20 protein-coding genes are annotated in these 20,237 nt (G+C 66.3%); 14 read left to right on the top strand and 6 right to left on the bottom strand.

Features of this window, described 5'->3' with window-relative positions; translation table 11 throughout:
• The first annotated feature begins 51 nt into the window (after positions 1-51).
• From MUN73_RS15320 to MUN73_RS15300, 5 genes are all read left to right on the top strand, one after another.
• Complete coding sequence (locus tag MUN73_RS15320; protein WP_250141379.1) at positions 52-852, top strand: aldo/keto reductase; 801 nt, start codon at positions 52-54, stop codon at positions 850-852.
• Between the two features lie 94 nt (positions 853-946).
• Positions 947-1,939 carry a 2-phospho-L-lactate transferase gene (cofD, locus tag MUN73_RS15315; RefSeq protein ID WP_250141378.1) on the top strand — a complete coding sequence of 331 codons (993 nt, stop codon included), beginning with the start codon at positions 947-949 and terminating at the stop codon, positions 1,937-1,939.
• Positions 1,939-2,700: a tRNA-dihydrouridine synthase gene (locus tag MUN73_RS15310; RefSeq protein ID WP_250141377.1), complete on the top strand. Its 762-nt coding sequence runs from the start codon at positions 1,939-1,941 to the stop codon at positions 2,698-2,700. The genes cofD and MUN73_RS15310 overlap by 1 nt, the downstream gene beginning before the upstream one ends.
• 67 nt (positions 2,701-2,767) lie before the next feature.
• A complete protein-coding gene (locus MUN73_RS15305) occupies positions 2,768-3,616 on the top strand; it encodes a triphosphoribosyl-dephospho-CoA synthase (protein WP_250141376.1) in 849 nt (282 codons plus the stop codon).
• Positions 3,613-4,242 (top strand): DUF447 domain-containing protein, encoded by a 630-nt coding sequence (locus MUN73_RS15300; RefSeq protein ID WP_250141375.1) that lies wholly within the window; start codon positions 3,613-3,615, stop codon positions 4,240-4,242. The genes MUN73_RS15305 and MUN73_RS15300 overlap by 4 nt, the downstream gene beginning before the upstream one ends.
• 39 nt (positions 4,243-4,281) lie before the next feature.
• Here MUN73_RS15300 and MUN73_RS15295 read toward each other — a convergent pair whose 3' ends face one another.
• On the bottom strand, positions 4,282-5,274 hold the full coding sequence (locus MUN73_RS15295) for a hypothetical protein (RefSeq protein ID WP_250141374.1): 993 nt from the start codon (positions 5,272-5,274) through the stop codon (positions 4,282-4,284).
• A 289-nt stretch (positions 5,275-5,563) separates the two neighbouring features.
• Between MUN73_RS15295 and MUN73_RS15290 the strand changes: the two genes are divergently transcribed.
• Positions 5,564-6,799 carry a cation:proton antiporter gene (locus MUN73_RS15290; RefSeq protein ID WP_382181912.1) on the top strand — a complete coding sequence of 412 codons (1,236 nt, stop codon included), beginning with the start codon at positions 5,564-5,566 and terminating at the stop codon, positions 6,797-6,799.
• Positions 6,800-6,860: 61 nt separating this feature from the next.
• Positions 6,861-7,052, top strand: coding sequence for a 30S ribosomal protein S17e (locus tag MUN73_RS15285; protein ID WP_250141373.1), 192 nt, complete (start codon positions 6,861-6,863; stop codon positions 7,050-7,052).
• 120 nt (positions 7,053-7,172) lie between these two features.
• Here the strand turns inward: MUN73_RS15285 and MUN73_RS15280 are convergent, their stop codons facing one another.
• Positions 7,173-7,436, bottom strand: coding sequence for a hypothetical protein (locus MUN73_RS15280; RefSeq protein ID WP_250141372.1), 264 nt, complete (start codon positions 7,434-7,436; stop codon positions 7,173-7,175).
• 281 nt (positions 7,437-7,717) lie between these two features.
• Between MUN73_RS15280 and asd the strand changes: the two genes are divergently transcribed.
• From asd to MUN73_RS15265, 3 genes are all read left to right on the top strand, one after another.
• The gene (asd, locus tag MUN73_RS15275; protein ID WP_250141371.1) at positions 7,718-8,752 is read left to right on the top strand and encodes an aspartate-semialdehyde dehydrogenase; all 1,035 of its coding nucleotides are present in this window, start codon (positions 7,718-7,720) and stop codon (positions 8,750-8,752) included.
• 63 nt (positions 8,753-8,815) lie between these two features.
• The gene (locus tag MUN73_RS15270; RefSeq protein ID WP_250141370.1) at positions 8,816-9,253 is read left to right on the top strand and encodes a DUF7344 domain-containing protein; all 438 of its coding nucleotides are present in this window, start codon (positions 8,816-8,818) and stop codon (positions 9,251-9,253) included.
• 240 nt (positions 9,254-9,493) lie between these two features.
• Positions 9,494-10,609 carry a DHH family phosphoesterase gene (locus MUN73_RS15265; protein WP_250141369.1) on the top strand — a complete coding sequence of 372 codons (1,116 nt, stop codon included), beginning with the start codon at positions 9,494-9,496 and terminating at the stop codon, positions 10,607-10,609.
• Positions 10,610-10,662: 53 nt separating this feature from the next.
• Here MUN73_RS15265 and MUN73_RS15260 read toward each other — a convergent pair whose 3' ends face one another.
• Entirely contained in the window at positions 10,663-11,667 is a 1,005-nt protein-coding gene (locus tag MUN73_RS15260) for a D-2-hydroxyacid dehydrogenase (protein WP_250141368.1), read from the bottom strand.
• Positions 11,668-11,788: 121 nt separating this feature from the next.
• On the opposite strand from MUN73_RS15260, the gene MUN73_RS15255 reads away from it, so the two are divergent.
• Both MUN73_RS15255 and MUN73_RS15250 read left to right on the top strand, forming a co-directional pair.
• Entirely contained in the window at positions 11,789-13,180 is a 1,392-nt protein-coding gene (locus MUN73_RS15255) for an NAD(P)/FAD-dependent oxidoreductase (RefSeq protein WP_250141367.1), read from the top strand.
• Positions 13,181-13,398: 218 nt separating this feature from the next.
• The gene (locus MUN73_RS15250) at positions 13,399-14,373 is read left to right on the top strand and encodes a cytochrome c oxidase subunit 3 (RefSeq protein ID WP_250141366.1); all 975 of its coding nucleotides are present in this window, start codon (positions 13,399-13,401) and stop codon (positions 14,371-14,373) included.
• Positions 14,374-14,726: 353 nt separating this feature from the next.
• On the opposite strand, the gene MUN73_RS15245 is transcribed toward MUN73_RS15250, so the two are convergent.
• Together MUN73_RS15245 and MUN73_RS15240 are read right to left on the bottom strand one after the other, a co-directional pair.
• A complete protein-coding gene (locus MUN73_RS15245; protein ID WP_250141365.1) occupies positions 14,727-15,275 on the bottom strand; it encodes a DUF7979 domain-containing protein in 549 nt (182 codons plus the stop codon).
• Positions 15,265-17,556, bottom strand: a complete 2,292-nt coding sequence (locus MUN73_RS15240) for a DUF6789 family protein (protein WP_250141364.1) — start codon at positions 17,554-17,556, stop codon at positions 15,265-15,267. Before MUN73_RS15240 ends, MUN73_RS15245 begins: the two co-directional genes overlap by 11 nt.
• A gap of 237 nt (positions 17,557-17,793) precedes the next feature.
• On the opposite strand from MUN73_RS15240, the gene coxB reads away from it, so the two are divergent.
• A complete protein-coding gene (coxB, locus tag MUN73_RS15235) occupies positions 17,794-18,552 on the top strand; it encodes a cytochrome c oxidase subunit II (protein ID WP_250141363.1) in 759 nt (252 codons plus the stop codon).
• Between the two features lie 450 nt (positions 18,553-19,002).
• Complete coding sequence (locus MUN73_RS15230) at positions 19,003-19,476, top strand: twin-arginine translocation signal domain-containing protein (RefSeq protein ID WP_250141362.1); 474 nt, start codon at positions 19,003-19,005, stop codon at positions 19,474-19,476.
• A 114-nt stretch (positions 19,477-19,590) separates the two neighbouring features.
• On the opposite strand, the gene MUN73_RS15225 is transcribed toward MUN73_RS15230, so the two are convergent.
• On the bottom strand, positions 19,591-19,992 hold the full coding sequence (locus MUN73_RS15225; protein ID WP_250141361.1) for a DUF7344 domain-containing protein: 402 nt from the start codon (positions 19,990-19,992) through the stop codon (positions 19,591-19,593).
• Between the last annotated feature and the right edge of the window lie 245 nt (positions 19,993-20,237).

Here is a 20,237-nt window from a genome sequence, read left to right as displayed (position 1 = left end):
CGTTTTGCCGCTTCCCACACCGGGGAGGACGGCGGGTACGAAGGACCACCGATGACCGCGACGGAGCTTCCACAGCCGGGGTTCGGCACGTCCGGCCACGAGGGCGAGTCCTGCACCGAGGCCGTCCACACGGCGCTCGAAACCGGCTACCGACACGTCGACACGGCCCAGATGTACGACAACGAACGCGCGGTCGGCCGCGCGATCGATCGCGCCGACGTCGATCGCGAGGAAGTCTTCCTCGCGACGAAAGTTCACCCGTCGAATCTCGCACCGGAGGACGTGATCGAGTCGACCGCGGCGAGCCTCGATCGGCTCGGCGTCGACGTCGTCGACCTGCTGTACGTGCACTGGCCGACGGGAGCGTACGACCCCGAGGAAACCCTGCCGGCGTTCGACGAGGTTCGCGACCGCGGGTGGACCCGCCACGTCGGGGTGAGCAACTTCACGATCGAGTTGCTCGAGGAGGCGATGGAGATCCTCGAGTCGCCGATACTCGCCAACCAGGTCGAACTCCACCCGCGGCTCCAGCAGGACGACCTCGTCTCGTTCTCGCAGGACCGCGACGTTCAGACGGTCGCGTACTGTCCGATCGCGAGGGGCGACGTGGCCGAGATCGACGTGCTCCAGGAGATCGCGGCGACCCACGACGCGACGCCGGTCCAGGTCGCGCTGGCGTGGCACTACGGTCGCGACGGCGTCGTCCCGATTCCGAAGGGGTCCGGCGAGCACGTTCGCGAGAACTACGACGCGCTCGAAATCGACCTGACCGACGCGGAGCGAGCGCGGATCGCGGCGCTCGATCGCGGCGAGCGGCTGATCGATCCCGACGAGGCCCCCTGGAACCGGTAGTTCGGTCAGGTACGCGGCCCGCCGTGGCCGACGGCGCGGAGCGACTGGCCAGTGGCCGCAAGTGATTAAGTACCCACGTGCGAGAGTGTGAGATATGGTTACCTTCCTCTCCGGGGGCACCGGGACGCCGAAGCTGCTGGACGGTGCTGCAGCCGCGTTCTCGCCGGAGGAGACCACCGTCGTCGCCAACACGGGCGACGACATCGAACTCGGCGGCCTCTTCGTATCGCCGGACGTCGACACGCTGCTCTTCCAGGGCGGTGGCATCCTCGATCGCGAGACCTGGTGGGGAATCGCGGGCGACACCCACCGGACCAACTCGGCGCTGATGGACATCGCGTCCGCGATGGACCTTCCGGACGGCCCCCAGTATCTCCCCGAGGACGAACAGACTGCGAGCCGGGACCTCGCCAACTGGCGGCGGTTTTCGGGGATCGCCGAATTCATGACGATCGGCGACCGCGATCGAGCGGTCCACATCACCCGGACGAGCCTCCTCGACCAGGGGCACACGCTGAGCGAGGCCACCCAGCGACTCGCCGACGGGTTCGGGCTGACGATCGACCTGCTCCCGATGAGCGACGACCCCGTCGCCAGCCTGGTCCACACGGATCGGGGCATGATGCACTTCCAGGAGTACTGGGTCGGCCACGGGGGCGAGCCGGCCGTCGAGAACGTCGAGTTCCGCGGCTCGTCGAACGCCGAGCCCGCACCCGGCGTGCTCGACGCGCTGGACGAGACGGTCGTCATCGGCCCGTCGAACCCAGTCACGAGCATCGGCCCGATGCTCTCGCTTCCGGGCGTCGCCGACGCCCTGAGCCAGACGACGGTCGTCGCCGTCTCGCCGTTCCTCGGCGACGAGGCCTTCTCGGGGCCGGCCGGCGACCTCATGGAGGCCGTCAACGCGGAGCCGAGCACGGCGGGGCTGGCGACCGCCTACCCCTTCGCCGACGCGTTCATCGTGGACGAGAACGACGACGTCGCGTTCGATCGGCCGACGATCCGGACCGACATCCGGATCGATTCCCGCGAGGACGCCGCACGGGTCGTCAGGGCGATCGACCAGGCGATCGAAATAGTACGCTGATGTTCTCGCCACCGCTCGCCCTCGCGAGTCTCAGCGGGGAGGCCGACGCCGACTGGGCGCGCGCGGGGGCCGACTACGCCGGTGCCGCGTTCCTCGGCGGCATCGCCCTCGACGCGGACGCGAGAGCGGCGGCGCGGGAGCTCGTCGCCCGCGATCGAACCGAGTTCCTGCCGCCCGATCCGCTCGCGTTTATCGATCGCCAGCTCGCCGCCCTCGCGGACGTCCCGATCCAGCCGGCGTTCAACGTCCGGAGTACGACCCCCGGCCCCGTGGTCGAGGCCGCGAGGGTCTGTCGCGATCGCGACGCCCTCCTCGAGATCAACGCCCACTGCCGACAGGACGAACTCTGTGCCGTCGGCTGTGGGGAGAGCCTCTTGCGGGACGCCGATCGGCTCCGGCGCTACGTCGAGCGGGCGAGCGACACCGGCGCGACGGTCGGCGTCAAGGTCCGCGCGGAGGTCCCCGGTGTCGACCTGCCCGACCTCGCACGGACGATCGACTCTGCGGGAGCGTCGTTCGTCCACGTCGACGCGATGGACACCGAGTCGGTGATCGCCGACGTCGTCGACGCGAGCGATCTGTACGTGATCGCCAACAACGGCGTCCGCGACGACGAAACCGTCCGCGAGTACGTCGCGTACGGGGCCGACGCCGTCAGCGTCGGCCGGCCCAGCGACAACCCGGTCATGCTCGAGCGGGTCCACGAGGCGGTCGATCGACACCTCGAGACCGGACGCTCACAGGGAGCGCAGCCGCGGTGAGTCGCCGCGGGGGCGGCCCGCCGTGGAAACAGCCACGCCTATTGCCCGGGCGGACGCACTGGATCGCATGGACGACCCCGCCGACAACGCGGAACTCGCGCTCTTGCTCGAGGTCGCGGGCACCCCGAAACCCGGGAACGTCGATCGGCACCGGGACCTCGACGACCTCCGGTTCGAGCACTTCCTGGCCGGAGCGGTCGGCGCTCGCGAGGGACTCGACCTCGCCGCGAACGGCGCGGCCGTCGGGCCGGCATTCGAGCGCGCGATCGAGGGAATGGCCACGCACGGAGAGAACAGCCAGTTCGGGGCACTGCTCCTGGTTATCCCGCTGGTCCGGGCCGCTCGCGACGACCTGTCCCAGCCAGTCGCAGAGTCCGTCGTCGAGGGGACGACCGTCGCCGACGCCGCCGCCTTCTACCGCGCGTTCGAACACGTCGACGTCTTCGTTGGCGACCCGCCAGAGGACATGGAACCGCTCGACGTCCGCCGCGGCGCGGACGCTATCCCTGCGCTCGAGGATCGCGGCCTGACGCTGCTCGACGTGATGGATCGCAGCGTCCCCGGGGACGACGTCGCTCGCGAGTGGATCCGCGGCTTCGAGCGATCGTTCACCGCCGCGGAGCGCCTCGCCGCGGCCGACGGCCCGCCCACCGATCGGGCCGCGACCGTCTTCCTCTCCCTGCTCGCCGAGCGTCCCGACACCCTCGTCGTCAAACGCCACGGCGAGGCGGTCGCGGCCGAGGTGACCGAGCGGGCCGCAGAACTGGTCGATCGAGACGCCCTCGAGACCGATCGCGCGGCCGTCGAAACCTTCGCCGACGAACTCGTCGACCGGGGCGTCAACCCTGGCACGACCGCGGACCTGACCGCGGCCGGGCTTTTCATCGCCCTCGAGCACGAAGCCGTCGAGATATGAGCGACGACGCTGTGGCTGGCGATCGGACCGATTTCGACGACGACCCCGACGGCGGGACCGACAGCATCGCGTGGCCCGTCACGCTCACCGGCGTCACCGAGACCGTCGTGACGACGCTCGGGCCGAACGGACTGTGGAACGCCGCCGCGCTCGGACTGTTCGCCGGCGATCCCGTCACCGCCCGGACGTGGGGCAACACCCGGACGCGCCGGAACCTCCACCGGCAGGGCGAAGCCTACGTGCAGTTTACCCGCGATCCCGTCGACTTCGCCGACGCCGCGCTCTCGATCTACGAACTCGAGGAGCCGATCCTCGATTCCGCGGGCGCGTGGGTCCGCGTCCGGGTCGAACAGGTCGATTCGGGCACCGAGGGCGAGACGGAGTGGGAGGAGTGGTCACTCGACCCCGTGGAGAGCGCGATCGAGACCGAGACGGTGCCGACGATCGATCGGGGTCTGGGCGCGGTCGTCGAAGCCACCGTCGCCGCGTCGCGACTCGGGGTCGCGGAGTACGACGAGGATCGGCTGCGAGATCGACTCGATCACTGTGCATCGATCGTCGAGCGCGCGGGCGGGCCGCGGGAGCGCGAAGCGATCGAGCGCGTACGGGGCCACTCGACCTGGTGACGCTCCCCGATCGGCGGTGCCCGTGGCAACGCTTGCGATCTACGACGCCGTGATCTCGGGGGCGTCGCCGGGTTTTTCCTGCTCCTCGGCGAGCGGTTCGTCGTTCTCGGCCTTCTCGACGACCTCGTCGAACCGATCGGAGCGGTCCGCGATCCACTCCTCGGTCTCCTCGTCCGCGAACTCGTCGCGCTGTTCGATGAGGAACGTCGTGATCACGACGGTCTTGACCCACGGTTTGACGAGTCCGGTGTGGACCACGGCGACGATACCGCCGACCAGTACCCACGACATCGCCTCGAACGCGGTCGGGAGGAAGTCGAGCACGACCGCGACCGGGGCCAGCAGGGACAGGAGAACGAACGACGTGACGTACATCCCGACGACGATCAGCAGGGTCGATCCGAGCACCATCTTCCAGGTCTTCGCGTAGAGGACGAGTCCCTCGCGGGCCGACTGCCAGCGGTTCTCGTTCCGGTCGACGAACATGTACGCGATGATCGCGTTGTCGAGGTACCGGACTGCCAACACGACCGACTTCTGGAGGATCTCGAGCAGGCGCTCCAGGTTCGACGGAATGGGGACCGGGATCATCCGTTTCAGTCGCGCGACCGCGCGGTTGAACTGCTTGAGCACCGCGTCGATCACCTCGCTAACCCCCCACAGCGCACTCGCGGAGACGAAGTACTCCTTGACCTGTTCGACCCCGTACGTGATCTGGTTGTCCGGTGGCTCACCCTCCTCGACGACGTGGGCGATGACGGCGACGTGGCCCGTCTTGACGAGATACAGGAAGTACCTGTGTATCAGCCGCCAGATTCCCGCGAACGTGACGAGACCGATTAGCATCACGAGCGCGACGACGAGCAGACTGGCTCCACCGTTGCCCGCGAGGAACCTGAGCCCCAGCCACAGGACGAGGCTGAGGTAGATCACGCCGATCAGTGCGAACGCCACGCCGATCGCGAACTGGAGGAAGACGAACGGTAACGTCTTCCGGTACACACGAGTTGCTTCTCTGAAATGTAGTGCCATCGGTACGGACTCCTCGCTATTGTATTTTAAAACTAACGGCAATTGATTAATCTAATAAGTCGAATGGTTTAATATCCCTGTTCCAGAGCTATCGCCGACTGCTACCGTTTCTCGATCGCTCTACTGTACGACCCGACGCCGCTACTGTTCCGCGACGGGACGAGGGTTTTGTCGACGGATGTGGTACACCGGCGCATGTCGGTCCCGAACTCCGGCCAGCCTCGACGGGTCGTCGATTTCTCCAGCAAGTATCACGTCGTGAGTCGCGACGGCGGAGGTCGGTGAACCGGTGTCCATTCACGTCGACCTCGACCTCGTCGCGCTCGTCGCGGCCGTCGTCGGACTCGGCGTCGGCGCACAGTTTCTCGCCGCGAAGTATCGCGTCCCCAGCGTGCTGTTTCTCATCGCGGCTGGCGTCACGGTCGGCCCCGAGGGACTCGGGATCATCACTACCGACACCTTCGGGGCGGCGCTCTCGACCATCGTCGGCGTGAGCGTCGCCATCATCGTCTTCGAGGGGTCGTTCCGACTCGACTTCGAGACCGTCAGCGACGCGCCGCGGGCAGTCTGGTGGTTGATAACCGTCGGTGCGGCCACGACGTTCGTCGGAACCGCCCTGACCGTTCGATTCCTCCTCGGACCCAGCTGGGACATTTCGCTTCTCGTCGCCGCGCTCCTCGTCGCGACCGGTCCGACGGTGATCACGCCGATCCTCGCGGTCGTTCCCGTCCGCGAGGCGGTCGCGACGACCCTCGAGACGGAGGGGATCGTCAACGACGTCACCGCCGCGATCCTCGCGATCGTCCTCTTCAAGGCGATGACGGCCCGCGAACTCGCGCCGCGGGGATACGTCGTCCTGTTCGCGGAACGGCTCGGGATGGGAATCGCCACCGGCCTCGTGATCGCGGCCGTCGTCTGGGTGCTCCTCACGCGGGTCGACCTTCCGGCAGAAGCGTCGCCGCAGACGGCACGGCTCCTGACGCTGGCTGCCGCCGTCGTCGCGTTCGCCATCGCGGATTCGGTGTTCTCGGAAGCCGGCATCGCGGCCGCCGCCACTGCGGGATTCGTGCTCGGGAACCTCGATCTCCCCCACCGGGAGAGTATCCTGCAATTCAAACGGGACGTGACCCTGCTCGTCCTCTCGTTCGTGTTCATCGCGCTCGCGGCGTTGCTCGAGTTCTCGGAACTGGTCGCGCTCGGCGTTTCCGGCCTCGCGGTCGTCGCCGTGTTGACGATCGTGCTCCGCCCGCTGGTCGTCTTCGCCTCTACGGCCGGCGGCGGATTCTCGAGCCGCGAACGGCTGTTCCTCAGTTTCGTCGGGCCCCGTGGAATCATCCCCGCGTCGGTCGCGACTCTGTTCGCCATCCGTCTCCGGACGGGTTCACCTCCGACGGATCCGGCCGGCGCGGACGTCCTGCTCGGCACGGTCTTTCTCGTCATCCTCGTCACGGTCGTCGTCGAGGCGGGCTTTGCGGGACAGATTGCAGCCGCGCTCGGCGTGACTCGATCGGACGATCGAGAGTAATCCGCCGCCAACCATCAGCCGAAATGGTGCGTTATAAGAGTCTCTAGACGGAACCTCCGGTATGGCCATCAAACCGGCATACGTCAAGAAGACCGGGAACCTCCTCCTGGAGCGGTACCCGGACGCGTTCACGACCGACTTCGAGCAGAACAAAGACAGCGTCGAGAAACTCACCAACGTCGAGTCCAAGGGCGTTCGAAACCGGATCGCGGGCTACGTTACGCGGAAGAAAGGCGTCGAAGCGACGGCGTAAGTCGGAATTTTCGTCCTCCAGATCGAGGCTCGCCAGCGCCAGCTATCTGCTGAGATCGATGCTGCGCGGTTACAGGAGAAACAGGAATCGAGCGCGTTACGGGTCGGTACCGGAGCCGCGCTACTTGTCGAAGCCGGGCTCCATGTAGACCGCCGCGACCCACGCGATGACGGCGATGCCGGCACAGATCGTCGCGCCGACAGTCCCCGTCAGTAGCGACAGTTGCGGCCCGGCGAACAGGAGATTCCCTCCCTGGAACCCGGCCCAGAAGAACGCGAGCGCGAGCAGGAGCGACACGGCGGTGAGGATCGTCGCCCCGATGTTGAACGGCGTCGCGAACAGGTCGAGGTCGTTCGAGTCCGCGGCCGATCCCGTATCCGTCATCGGGACCACTCCGTGCGATCGGTGGTCGGTTGCTCGACGGTGCCTGTCGCCTCGCGCGCGGCCGACCCGGGCCGGGCCAGCCCGACGTCCGCGAGTCGGTCCTGCTGGTGGTACATCGGTCGATACCAACCGCTCCGGTTTCTTAATAGCTTCTATGCGGGCCCACGCTTGCGCACGACACCGCGGGCGCGGCCGACCGATCGAACCTGTCAGCCGATCGCAAATGGGGTGCGAGACCGAAACCCAAACGGTTTTGCGGACACGCACCTGATGGACGGAAAATGGCAGTACGAGTAGGCGTACTCGGTGCAACCGGTGCCGTCGGACAGCGACTGATTCAGCTTCTCGATCCCCATCCGGAGTTCGAGGTCGCTGCCCTGACCGCGAGCGAGTCGAGTGCCGGCAAGACGTATCGGCAAGCGGCCAAGTGGCGCGTCGACAGCCCGATCCCCGCGGACGTCGCGGAGATGACCGTCTCCGCGACCGATCCCGACGAGGTCCCCGACGACGTCGACCTGCTGTTCTCGTCGCTCCCCTCGAGCGTCGGCGCGGACGTCGAACCGGCGTTCTGTGAGGCGGGCTACGTCATGTCGTCGAACTCCTCGAACGCGCGCATGGCCGACGACGTCCCCCTCGTGATCCCGGAGGTCAACGCCGAACACATCGATCTGCTCGAGGTCCAGCGCGACGAGCGCGGCTGGGACGGTGCGATGGTCAAGAACCCCAACTGCTCGACGATTACCTTCGTCCCCACCCTCGCGGCCCTCGCGGAGTACGGCCTCGAGAAGGTCCACGTCGCGACCCTGCAGGCCGTCTCCGGCGCCGGCTACGACGGCGTCACCTCGATGGAGATCATCGACAACGCCCTCCCCCACATCGGCGGCGAGGAGGACAAACTCGAGACCGAGTCGCGAAAACTGCTCGGCGAGTTCGACGGCGCCTCGCTGACCCACGACGGCGTCGAGGTCGCCGCCTCCTGTAACCGCATCCCGACGATCGACGGCCACCTCGAGAACGTCTGGGTCGAGACCGCAGAGGCCCTCACGGCAGACGCGGCCGCCGACGCGATGCGGGAGTACCCGTCGCTCGACCTTCCCTCCTCGCCCGACCCGCTCATCCACGTCTTCGACGAACCCGATCGGCCCCAGCCCCGGATGGACCGCACGCTCGGCGACGGCATGGCCATCGCCGCCGGCGGCCTGCGAGAGTCCACGTTCGGCCTCCAGTACAACTGCCTCGCCCACAACACGATCCGCGGCGCTGCGGGGGCGAGCGTGCTGAACGGCGAACTCCTGCTGGAGAACGGCTACCTCTAGAGCCGAGCGGACCCTGTACGATTTGGCGGCGGGCCCATATACCGTCCGTTCCAACGACGGGTAATGATCCCACTCGTCTCCGACCCCGAATCCCTGTCGACCCCGTCTCTCCCGTCGTCCGACGAAACGGACGCGTCGTTCGACGCGCTCGCGGATCCGCGCCGCCGGGCCGTCCTTCGCGCGCTCGAAGGGACCGAGCGACCGGTTTCGCTCGACGAACTCGCGGATCGCGTGTCGCTCGCCGAGCGATCGGACGAGCGCGACCCGATCGCCGAGTGGGGCGACGCGCTCCTGGGGTCCCAGCGGCGCGTTCTCATCTCGCTCCGGCACGTCCACGTGCCGAAACTGGCGGACGTCGGCGCCGTCGACTTCGACGCCGACGCGAATACCGTCGCCATGCGCGACCCGGGCGCGGAACTGCTCGCCCGACTGGATCCGATCGAGGGAACCGGTGACGACACGTCACGGCCGGAGTCCGTCACCGGAGATTCCGTCCGGTAGGCCGACGCGTTCGACGGCAGCCGTCGGATCGATCACACGACGACCCGCGGACGACCCACCGTTCTTCCCACGCCGCTCGTGGCGACCAGCACGGGTCGCATTCAAGCAGCGCACTTATTCGGGCCCGGGTCGTCACAACAGGTGATCGACACGGTACTGACTCTTCGTCGACCCGGGCCTCATCGACGTCGCGGCGACGCCGGTATCGACTCGCCCAGGTCATCGACGGATCGAGTTCCCATGTCCAACGATAACCAGCCGACCACCGGTACAGAATCCGACCCCGTCGATTCCGACCCGGCAGACGACGAGACGATCGGACCGGAGTCAGTCGAACGATCGCGGGCCGATCGACTCGTCGAACTGCTAGACGGGACGGACTCGCTGGCGATCGTCTGCCACGACAACCCGGACCCGGACTGCCTCGCGAGCGCGCTGGCGCTGAAACGCGTCGCCGAGTACGCCAGCGTCTGGGACGTCGAGTTCTTCTACGGCGGCGAAGTGACCCACCCGCAGAACCGGGTGTTCGTGAACCTGCTCGACATCGACCTCCAGTACTGTAGCGACGCGGTCGCGGACTACGATCGCATCGCGCTCGTCGACTGTTCGATCCCCGGGCGAAACAACAGCCTCGATCCCGGAACAGACGTCGACATCGTGATCGACCACCATCCCGGCGACGAACCGCCGGCGGATTTCGTCGACGTGCGCGAGGAGTACAGCAGCACCACGACGATCATCGTCGAGTACCATCGGGCGCTCGACCTGCCGCTCGACGCCGACCTCGCGACGGCGTTGCTGTTCGCCATTCGCCGCGAGACCCTCGACTTCCTCCGGAACGTCACCGAAAAGGAGTACGAGGCGGCGCTGTACCTCCACCCGTTCGTCGACCTCAACCTCCTCAAGGAGATGAACGACCCGCCGCTCTCGGAGATCACCGTCGACGCGATCGCGAGCGCCATCCAGACACGCACCGTCCAATCGGCGTACCTCGTCGCCACCGTCGGCCGGAGCACCGAACGGGACACGCTCCCCCAGGCGGCCGACTACCTGCTGAACCTCGAGGGCGTCCAGACGGTCCTCGTCTTCGGCATCACCGGCAACGAGATCCACGCCAGCGCCCGATCGACGGACTCGCGGGTCGACCTCGCCGACCTCTTAGAGGAGGTGTTCGGCGACGTCGGCTCCGCCGGCGGCCACGAGGATATGGCGGCCGCACAGATCCCGCTCGGACTCTTCGCCGACGTCTCGGAGGAGGGCGACGACCTCATCGACATTGCCGCCAGGATCATCGAGCGGCGCTTCTTCCGGGCGGCCGGATACGAAGACAAGGACATTCCGAAGCGAAGCGAGTGACGGACGCCCGATCGATCGGACTGGACGCCAGGGCGATCGAATCGGGGAAGTAGCTACGGCAGCACCTGGTTCTCGAGGTCGGCGTCCGATCCCTCTTCCGTGAACCGCCGGGCGTTCGTGGCGACGATGTCGGCCAGTCGATCGTAGTACTTCGGCGTGTGACCCGCGTTGTGGGGCGTAATCTGGACGTTCCCGAAGTTCCACAGCGGGTGCTCTTCGGGGAGCGGTTCGGGATCGGTCACGTCGAGCGAGGCGCCGCGGATCCAGTTCGAGCGGAGCGCGTCGACGAGAGCGTCCGTCTCGACGACCGGCCCGCGGGCGATGTTGACGAGGACGGCGTTCGGATCGAGCGTCTGGAAGGCGGCCCGATCGATCAGCCCGCGGGTCGTCTCCGTGAGCGGGCAGGCGAGCACGAGGTAGTCGGTCCGGGCGAGCGCTGCGTGAAACGCCTCCTCGTCGAACCCGATCACGTCGTCCGTCGGCCCGCCTTTCTCTGGCGAGTAGCGCACGCCGATCGTGTCCACCCCGAACGGGTCGAGGCGATCGCAGACGGCCCGTCCGATCGCGCCGAGGCCGACGATCGTGACGGTCGACCCCTGCAACTCGTGGGCCTGGTAATGGCGCCACTCCCGGCGGCGCTGGCGGCGCTCGGCCACGTGGAACCGGCGGGTGAAGTGAAGGATCGCACCCAGGACGTGTTCCCCGATGTTCGGCCCGTGAACGCCCGAGGCGTTGGTAACTGCGACGCCGCGATCCGCGAGGCCGTCGAGCGGGAGGTGGCCCGTCCCCGCGTACGCACACGCGAAGACGTCCAGATTGTCGGCGGCCGCGAGCAGGTCCTCGTCGAGGGTCATCCCAGTGACGAACGACGCGGTCTCGATCGCCTCGCGTTCCTCGCCCGGCGTGCGCGCGAGGCCGACGGTCAGGTCAGGGAGGCGATCGCGCAACGCCTCGGCGTACCGTTCGACCGGCGTCCCGTGAGTCCCCTTCCGGAGGACGAGGACGTCTGCACTCCCCGGATCGATCGATTCGTCGCGTTCGCTCTCGTCGGCGGTCATGTTCGTGCTCTCGCACGGTGCGATCAAAAGCGTTCGTCCCGCGGCGACGATCGACGACACCCCCGGAGACGCTCGGGCCGTTGAGACAATTTAATAATGGCTCGTTGAGTCTCCACGGCGTATGGAACGCGTTGACGTCGCGATCGTCGGTGGCGGCCCCGCCGGGTCCTCCGCGGCCGAACGGGCCGCGGCACACGGTGCCGAGACGGTCCTGTTCGAGCAGGGCGTCCCCCGGGAGGACCGGGACGGACTCGGCCCCGACTCGACCGACGCCGCCGGCATGCTCGACTACTGGATCGACATCATGGACTTCGACTACCGGGAGATACCCGACGAGGTCGTCCACCAGGAACTCGAGGCGACGGAGTTCATCGGGCCGAACAGTGCCGTCGAAATGACAACCACGGGAATGGAGGCCAGCTATCCGAAGTTCGGCTACACCTTCCACCGCGCCCGGATGGACGACTGGCTCCACGAGCGGGCCGACGACGCCGGTGCCGACCTGCGGGTCGGAACGGGGGTCAAATCCCTCGAGACGGATCTCCGATCGTCGAACCCGAAGGGACCGACCCACACGCTGACGCTCTCGGACGGCGACCAGCTAGAGGCGCAGTACGTCGTCCTCGCCGACGGCCCACAGCGTCGGATCACGCTGGAGGCCCTCGACCAGTTCACGGGGCCCGGCCGGAGCGTCTCCGACCACCTCTCGCCGCCCGAGGCCAACCACATCGCCTACCAGGAGTACCGCGAGTTCCCGCCCGAACTGTTCGCGGAGTTCGAAGATCGGCTCACGTTCTGGTGGGGGTACATGCCCGGCGAGACCGCCTACCCGTGGATCTTCCCCAACGACGGCACCGTCGCCCGCGTCGGTCTGACGATGCCGATCGGGATGGAGCTCTCGGACGTCGACAACCCCGGCGGCTACAAACTCCTCCGGCCGAGCGACGATCAGCTCCCCTCTGGCTCCGAGTACATCAGGCGCCTGCTCGAGCAGGAGTACGGCGACGAGTACGACGTCGAGGAAGACATCCCGATCATCGAGGACCGCGGCAAGTCGAAGGGAACCGAGACGTACCCGATCTCGTCGACCCGGCCGATCGACTCGCCCGTCGGCGCGAACATCGCCGTCGCCGGCGGTGCGATGGGCACCACGTCGGCGTTCCACGAGGGCGGCTACCACGTCGCCGTCCGGTCGGGCAAGATCGCCGGTCGACTCGCCGCAACGGACTCGATCGAGAACTACAACGACGTCTGGAAGCACGCGATCGGGGACGAGATCCTGCGCAACGTCGCGTTCGCCGACATCGTCGCGGACTACGGCCCCGACGACTGGGACCGGGCGTTCGACGTCGTCTCCGACATGCAGGGCGACAGCGGCGAGAACGGACTGTTCGACAGGCGATACACCGCAGGGATCGGGGCCACGAAGATCCTCGCGGCGTACAAGAAGAAGAAGTACCAGTACCGCAACGGTGGGTACGTCCAGCTCTCGGAGGACGAGTACTTCTACTGATACTACCGGACAAAAGTCAGTGAATACTCGATCGCGTTTCGACGGCTGTCGTCAGCGACGACAGCGCCTCGAGTGCGATCGATGTATGAACCGTTTTGTCCGGCAGTATGAGCGGCGACGGCGAACGCCGTCGTTCCCGACGGCGTGACTGTCTCGCTCTCGTCACTCTCTCCGCGCGAGCGACGACGTTTTTTCGGCGGTGACGTGGTAGCGGCGGTATGAACGGTCGTTCCGACAGCGGCCCCGATCGCGATCCGACCACGCGACCGGACGGCTCCGGCCACGGTCGAGCCCGCGATCGATCGGGTCCATATCCAGCCGATTCGGGGCCCGACGCCGGTGATCCGGGAGGCGACCACGGTGGCCCTGCTGGCCCCGGGCCCGACCCCGGTGGCCACGGCCACGACGATCACGAGCACGAGCACCGGAGCCGGTGGCCGCTCGTCACCGGGATCGGTGCCGCCGGTCTCTACGGCGGCGTCGCGATCGCCCTCCTCGGCGCGACTACCGAGGTCTTCCCGCCGGTGATCGGCGTCGGCCTCGCCGTCCTCGGGACGATCGTCCTGCTGGCCGGCGTCGCCGGCTGGGTCGACGAGACGTTTCTCGCGCCCGCTCGCGAGGCCGAGACGAGCGGCAAATCCCGCGAATCGTACGTCTCGACGACGGCGCTCTTTCTCGCGACCGACGTCTCAACGTTCGGCGCGCTGTTCGTCTACTACTTTTTCGTCCGGGTCGGCGCGTGGCCACCGCAGGAGGTGCCGACGCTCCTGAGTTCGCTCGTGGCGATCAACACGCTGATCCTGGTCACGAGTAGCGTTACCTTCCACTACGCTCACGAGGCGCTGGACGAGGGCCACCGCCGGCGGTTTCTCGGTCTCCTCGGGACGACCCTGCTTCTCGGCGTCGTCTTCCTGGCCGGCCAGGCCTACGAGTACTACGAGTTCGTCGTTCACGAGGGCTTTACACTCGCGGACGGGGTCTTCGGCAGCGCGTTCTACGGGCTGACCGGCCTGCACGGACTCCACGTCACGCTGGGCGTCGGCGGACTGGCCGTCCTCTGCTGGCGCGGACTGCGGGGCCACTACGGCCCCGATCGGGACACGTCGGTCGCGACCGTCGGTCTGTACTGGCACTTCGTCGACGCAGTCTGGCTGTTTCTGGTGGCTGTCGTCTACCTCGGAACGGCGCTCTGAGCAGTCAAAACGTGATATCGCCGTCGAGAACGCGGATATCCTCGTCCTCGCAGCGACAGAGGTCGGTCTGTCCGAGCGGTTGGATCGACCCGTCCGGCCAGACCTGGACGATCCCGATCGCGCCACAGTTGGCGCATCTCGCCGCGGATCGTTTTTTCGTACCGTTTTCGTCCACGCGAATCACTCCGATGGGGTCGGGCTACGACGGTCAGTGATGAAAAACCCCTCGTCGTCTGCAGTCCCGCGAGTATCGCCGGGACTTACTCGAGGGGGTCGATATCGACGGCGACGATGCGCCGATAGACGAAAAGCGGGGCGGTCGATCGACGACCCGATCACACCAGACAGCACCGCTACCTGCGCCGATCCCGTTGCATCCGCTCCTCGAAACCAGCCAGTCTGCGGTAGATCGGCGGGGTCAACACGCCGACGATCCCGACGAGGATCGCGACGCTGCCGATCGGGAACAGCAGCGGCTGGGCCTCGAGACAGGAGTTCAGCGACGCGAGTTGCACGTAGTAGCGTTCGCCGTCGATCGCGACGATCACGCCGTCGAGCAGGGCCTCCTCGTTTTCCAGTCGATCGCCGTCGACCGTGGCTTCGTCGAGCGGGCTGTCGATCGCCTCCCGGACGGCCCGCTGTTCGGCGTCCGAGAGGTTCTCGTAGGGGAGGGTCTCGACGGTCTCAGCGGGGCGTTCGTCCTCGCCGAGCGCCCGGACCTCGATGTCGGGGTCGCCACAGAGCCCGAAGCTATCCTGCACGACGACGTACCCTCCGACGATCGCGAGGGGGATCCCGGCGGCGATCAGGAGGACGCCGAGGAACGGGGCGACGTAGGTGAGGACGCGCGATTCGCCGGGTTCGGTTGGCTCACCCGTCACCCGCTCCTCGTCACTGCTCATACTCCTGGTCCTCCGGTGGCGACGAGAGCCGTCCGCCGAGGAACGCGATCGTCCCGGCGAGGCCGAGTCCGTAGATCCAGTGGGCGAGCAGGACGAACACGAGGTAAGCGACGAGTTCGAGGCCGGCCTGGTCGGTGTGGAACCCGATCGCGAACCCGGAGGCGATGACGGTCGCGTACCACAGCCCCGTGACGAGGGTGAGTTCGCCGGGCAGGTACTCCCCGAGGGCGAGAAAGAGCAAGGGCCAGGTCGTCATCCCGCCGAGGAGGAAGATGACGTAGCCGAGGCCGGGGTTCGCGGGCAGACCGACGAGCGTCGCGAGACCGGCGAAGGCCTCGAGGTCGAACGCGCCGAGGACGACGGCGACGGCGAGCACCCCCGACATGAGTATCGTGCCGACGAAGCCGCCGATCGCGGCCGTGCCGGCGTCGCTCACGACCGTCCGTGCAACCGGCACGATGCGGCCGTACAACGATGGCGGGCGCTCCTCCTGGGCCGGAACGTACGATCGGCGGACCGACTCCGGTTCGGCGGGCGGAATCCCGCGTTCGCGTTCGAGTTTCTCCTCGAACCACTGCCACTCGGGCGTGAACTGGTTGGTCGCCTTGAGGTTCCACGGGTCGGCCGACTCGACCGGGTCGCCGTGGAAGTACGACCAGAGCATATTGTAGAGCCACAGCAGGACGCTGAGCCCGATGAGGTAGGATCCGATCGTGGCGACGATCTGTAACCCGTTGAACGATGGGGGGTACGTCGCGTACCGGCGGGGCAGTTCGAGGTAGCCGATGATCATCAGCGTCCCGAACGTGAGCGCGGCACCGGCGACGAGCAGGGTCGACTGGAAAAGCGCGAGCCGTCGATCGTACAACCGTCCGGTGATGATCGGGTACCAGTAGTAGCTGGCGGCGAACATCATGAGGGGGATGATCCCCATCAGGATGAGGTGGAAGTGCCCGACGACGTAGTAGGTGTCGTGATAGACGATGTCGACCGGGATTACCGCGAGAAAGATGCCGGTGATGCCGCCGTAGATGAACATCGCGATGCCGCCGACACAGAGGATGAGCGGCGACGCCAGTTTGACGTTCCCGTTCCAGATGGTGGTGATCCAGTTGAAGATCTTGATCGCGCTCGGTACCGCGATCGCGATCGACGTCGCCATGAAACTCGCCCGAATGCGGGGATCGATCCCGGTCGTGAACATGTGGTGGGCCCAGACGCCGAAGGAAAGGACGCCGATCGCGATCGTCGAGTAGACAATGAACTTGAACCCGAACAGCTTCCGTCCGACGAACTTCGGGAGGATGAGGCTCATCAGCCCCGTCGCGGGGAGGAAGATGATGTACACCTCGGGATGACCCCAGAACCAGAACAGGTGCTGCCAGAGGATCGGCCCGCCGCCCTCGGTCGCGAAGAACGTCGTCCCGAAGTTCCGGTCGAACAGCAACATCAGCAGTGCAGTCCCCAGGAGCGGAAAGGCGAAGATGACGATCGCACTCGTGACGAGCATGTTCCACGAGAAGATGTCGAGGTTGGCCCACCCGATCGACTTATCACGCTCGTAGACGATCGTCGTGACGAAGTTGATCGCGGCGATCGTGGTCGCGATACCACTCAGGTGGAGCCCCAGCAACAGGAAGTTGATCTGGGGATCCGGCGTCGTCGTCGACAGCGGCGGGTACAGGGTCCAGCCGATCGCCGGTTCGCGGAGGGCAAACAGCACCGAGATCCAGTCCTCGGGAACGACCAGCGCGAGCGTCTTCCCGGTCACCTCGGCGACGATCCCCAGCCGCGAGAGCAAGAGGGCGGGTGGGAGCATCCAGAACCCCACGGCGTTCAACCGGGGAAACGCCATGTCGTCGGCCCCGATCAACAGTGGCAGAAAGTAGTTGCCGATGCCAAAAAAGACCGGCGCGACGAAGAAGATCAGCATCGTCAGCCCGTGCATCGTGAACAGTTCGTTGTACGTCTGCTCCGTCCAGATGTCCGCCCCGGGCGTCAGCAGGTGCGTTCGGAGCATCATCGCGTCGACCCCGCCCCAGATCGCCGCGACGGTCCCGAGCGCGATGTAGAGCAATCCGATTTCGCGGTGGTTCGTCGTCGTCGTCCATCTGATCGCGGCGGCCTTTGCCGCCCCCCAGGTCAGTCCTTCCCGACCGATCGTCGCGTACCCGCCGTCGGGAGATGGCTCCGCCTGGAGCCGCTTGGCTACGAGGACCGTACACAGACAGCCGAGGACGATCGCGGCGAACAGCGCGACCTCGACGATCGCCCGGTCCATCGTCAGGTCAACCCTCCGACCGGATGCGAACCTGTCCGTACTCGTCGCGACCCGCCGCCCTCGTTCATAACCGTGGCCTCACCATCGACGTCAATAAGCCCAATTGACGATGGAGTGAAAGTCACCGTCGCTGATCACTGTCTCCGGTCCGATCGACCGGGGGCGATCGATCAACGCTCGTGAGAGTACACCGATCGATGAAGACCGTATATGAGGCTCGTCGTGGAAGCCCCTCCAATGAGTCGTCGGGTCACCGTCGCCACTGCAGTACTCGGGTTACTGTGTGCCCTGACCGGTCGGGTCGCGGCACAGTCGGAAAATCGCGACCTCATCGAAGGACTCGAGTTCCAGTTGCTCTACGTCGCGTTACCCCTCTCGCTGTTCGTCCTGATGATTCTCGTCTACGCGACGGTCAAGTTCCACGACAACGACGACCCACAGCCAACCGCGGAAGATCCCGCACTCGAGATCACCTGGACCGCCGCGACGGCGATCATCCTGCTGTTCGTCGGCATCGCCGGCTACAGCGTCCTCGTCAGTCCATACGTCTCCCCGTCCCAGGCGACCGACGTCGCCGGCGGCGAACAAGGCGCGGTCGAATCGATCGACGATCTCCCCGAAACCGACGACGAGGAACTGGTCGTCCGGGCCTACCAGTGGGGCTGGGAGGTGACCTACCCCGAGCACAACGTGACGACCGAGGACGAAATCGTCATTCCCGCCGACGAGGACGTGACGATCTGGTTGACCAGCGACGACGTCGTCCACTCGCTGTTCGTCTCGGACCTGGGCGTCAAACAGGACGCCTTCCCCCAGGAGTACACCCGTCTCCGGACCAACGTCTACGAGACCGGCCAGTACGACGCCGACTGCACCGAGTTCTGTGGTGCCGGCCACTCGCGGATGGACGCGGACGTGATCGTCGTCGAACCCGACGCGTACGAGTCGTGGCTCGAGGACAACGAGGGCAGCCAGGCGACGGCACCCGACGGATGAGCGCGATCGACGGTGACTGGAACACTTAACCGTCCCGACGGTCTAGTCCGGGTGCGTGTCCCAAGTCCCCGTCCGAGCGAACCCATACGGGTGCGATGACAGCACGGCGAACCCGGGCACGTGACACTCGTACGGTGGGTCACCCCACCACGAGACGGGACGACCCGTCTCCTCAGGCGTTCCCGACGGAACGCCACTCGGGGACTGCATACGAGGTCCCCCGCCCGGCACGAGGGTTAGCCAGCCGACGCGGCACGCCGCCACGGGATGAGGCTGGACGTTAGTGTCCCGGGCGACAGTTTCGACCACGACTCCCGGACAGCGACTGCTCTCGAGCCGTCCGAGACAATACTTTAGCGATACCGCCGAATATGTCCGGTAGGCGTCCCATCTCTCGAGAACCGGGTTCGGTCTTCATTCTTCACGGCACGACACGTTCGGCTGAAGCCAATGACCACGTTCGACCACGATCGACGATCAGTACTGAAACTGTCCGGTGCGACGATCGCCACTGCACTGGCCGCCGGCTGTCTCGGCGACGACGAAAACGAACGGAGCGACGACACCGAGACCGGTGGCGGAAGCGACGGTCCCTACGAGATCGAACCGGGTGAACGAATTACGTTCAGGGGGGAGGTCGGCGGCTGGATCGGCCTCGAACCTGTAGCGATCGAAGACGTAACGAACCCGACGCTCGTCCTCGAGGCGGACGGCGACTACGAGATCGGCTGGACCGAAGGCGACAACACTCCCCACAACTTCCTGCTCTGGGACGAGAACGAGGACGTCGTCGAAGACTACGAGACCGAACAGGTCGCCGAACCCGACGACGACCAGATCCTCGAGATCACCGCCACCGACGAGATGGCCTACTACCGGTGCGAGCCACACCAGAACATGCAAGGTGAAATCCAGGTCGAGTAGCGATCCCGATCGGATCCCCTGCTCGTGATTCTCTCCTTCTCGCGGCCGGCGCGTTCCGAACGCGCCTCGCTGAGCCACCCCGACACGCGCACCGGTCCCATCGCCGTCGCTCCGCTATTGCTCCTCGCCTCCGGACTGTAACGGCTCACTGTAGAGGAACGACTCGTCCGACTCGTCGATCACGACGGCGTCGTCGAACACGTACGCCCGTTCGACGGCCGCCCAGAGGTCGTCGAACCCCTCGACGGCCACGATATCACCACTCCGCTCGTCGTACTCGATCACGCCGTGGGACTCGAGTTTGGGCAACTGACTGTGCACCAGCGAGACGACGACGTCTTTCCGATCGGCCTCGCTGACGGCCGTTACCGGTTCGTCGTTCTCCCAGGCCGCTAACTGCAGGGAGAGCCCTTCGATGTTCGCCCGATCGTTGTCGAGCAGGTAATACAAGATATACCGACGCTGCGACGCTGCCAGGAGCCCGTAAATAGTGTCCAGACTCGATGGATCAGCCATATCGTCGTGGTACCGTACACACTCGTGTAAGCCTCTCTCCAAACTACTTTGGTACTATATTCTATTGTGCCTAGATTGATGCTACCACGACGGCAAGCACTCTGTGCTGCCGACATACATGCAAAAAGCCCCACACAGCTGTCGCTGTGCGAGGCTCGAAATGAGAGTATGAGTGGTGGCGGCGAATCGAGTTTCCCAGAGGGTCTCCCACTCCAGTACTCACCGAAACGCAGGCGGGCTTATCT

The organism is Halosolutus amylolyticus (genome assembly GCF_023566055.1).
Lineage (GTDB): Archaea > Halobacteriota > Halobacteria > Halobacteriales > Natrialbaceae > Halosolutus > Halosolutus amylolyticus.
Note: the sequence above shows the minus strand (reverse complement) of the source record. Positions and strands in the feature narration are given on the sequence as shown.

Excerpts from the sequence above, each read along its gene's own strand:
- MUN73_RS15320 (WP_250141379.1), top strand. The coding sequence starts at position 52 with ATGACCGCGACGGAGCTTCCACAGCCGGGGTTCGGCACGTCCGGCCAC.
- cofD (WP_250141378.1), top strand. The coding sequence starts at position 947 with ATGGTTACCTTCCTCTCCGGGGGCACCGGGACGCCGAAGCTGCTGGAC.
- MUN73_RS15310 (WP_250141377.1), top strand. The coding sequence starts at position 1,939 with ATGTTCTCGCCACCGCTCGCCCTCGCGAGTCTCAGCGGGGAGGCCGAC.
- MUN73_RS15305 (WP_250141376.1), top strand. The coding sequence starts at position 2,768 with ATGGACGACCCCGCCGACAACGCGGAACTCGCGCTCTTGCTCGAGGTC.
- MUN73_RS15300 (WP_250141375.1), top strand. The coding sequence starts at position 3,613 with ATGAGCGACGACGCTGTGGCTGGCGATCGGACCGATTTCGACGACGAC.
- MUN73_RS15295 (WP_250141374.1), bottom strand. The coding sequence starts at position 5,274 with ATGGCACTACATTTCAGAGAAGCAACTCGTGTGTACCGGAAGACGTTA.
- MUN73_RS15285 (WP_250141373.1), top strand. The coding sequence starts at position 6,861 with ATGGCCATCAAACCGGCATACGTCAAGAAGACCGGGAACCTCCTCCTG.
- MUN73_RS15280 (WP_250141372.1), bottom strand. The coding sequence starts at position 7,436 with ATGACGGATACGGGATCGGCCGCGGACTCGAACGACCTCGACCTGTTC.
- asd (WP_250141371.1), top strand. The coding sequence starts at position 7,718 with ATGGCAGTACGAGTAGGCGTACTCGGTGCAACCGGTGCCGTCGGACAG.
- MUN73_RS15270 (WP_250141370.1), top strand. The coding sequence starts at position 8,816 with ATGATCCCACTCGTCTCCGACCCCGAATCCCTGTCGACCCCGTCTCTC.
- MUN73_RS15265 (WP_250141369.1), top strand. The coding sequence starts at position 9,494 with ATGTCCAACGATAACCAGCCGACCACCGGTACAGAATCCGACCCCGTC.
- MUN73_RS15260 (WP_250141368.1), bottom strand. The coding sequence starts at position 11,667 with ATGACCGCCGACGAGAGCGAACGCGACGAATCGATCGATCCGGGGAGT.
- MUN73_RS15255 (WP_250141367.1), top strand. The coding sequence starts at position 11,789 with ATGGAACGCGTTGACGTCGCGATCGTCGGTGGCGGCCCCGCCGGGTCC.
- MUN73_RS15250 (WP_250141366.1), top strand. The coding sequence starts at position 13,399 with ATGAACGGTCGTTCCGACAGCGGCCCCGATCGCGATCCGACCACGCGA.
- MUN73_RS15245 (WP_250141365.1), bottom strand. The coding sequence starts at position 15,275 with ATGAGCAGTGACGAGGAGCGGGTGACGGGTGAGCCAACCGAACCCGGC.
- MUN73_RS15240 (WP_250141364.1), bottom strand. The coding sequence starts at position 17,556 with ATGGACCGGGCGATCGTCGAGGTCGCGCTGTTCGCCGCGATCGTCCTC.
- coxB (WP_250141363.1), top strand. The coding sequence starts at position 17,794 with ATGAGTCGTCGGGTCACCGTCGCCACTGCAGTACTCGGGTTACTGTGT.
- MUN73_RS15230 (WP_250141362.1), top strand. The coding sequence starts at position 19,003 with ATGACCACGTTCGACCACGATCGACGATCAGTACTGAAACTGTCCGGT.
- MUN73_RS15225 (WP_250141361.1), bottom strand. The coding sequence starts at position 19,992 with ATGGCTGATCCATCGAGTCTGGACACTATTTACGGGCTCCTGGCAGCG.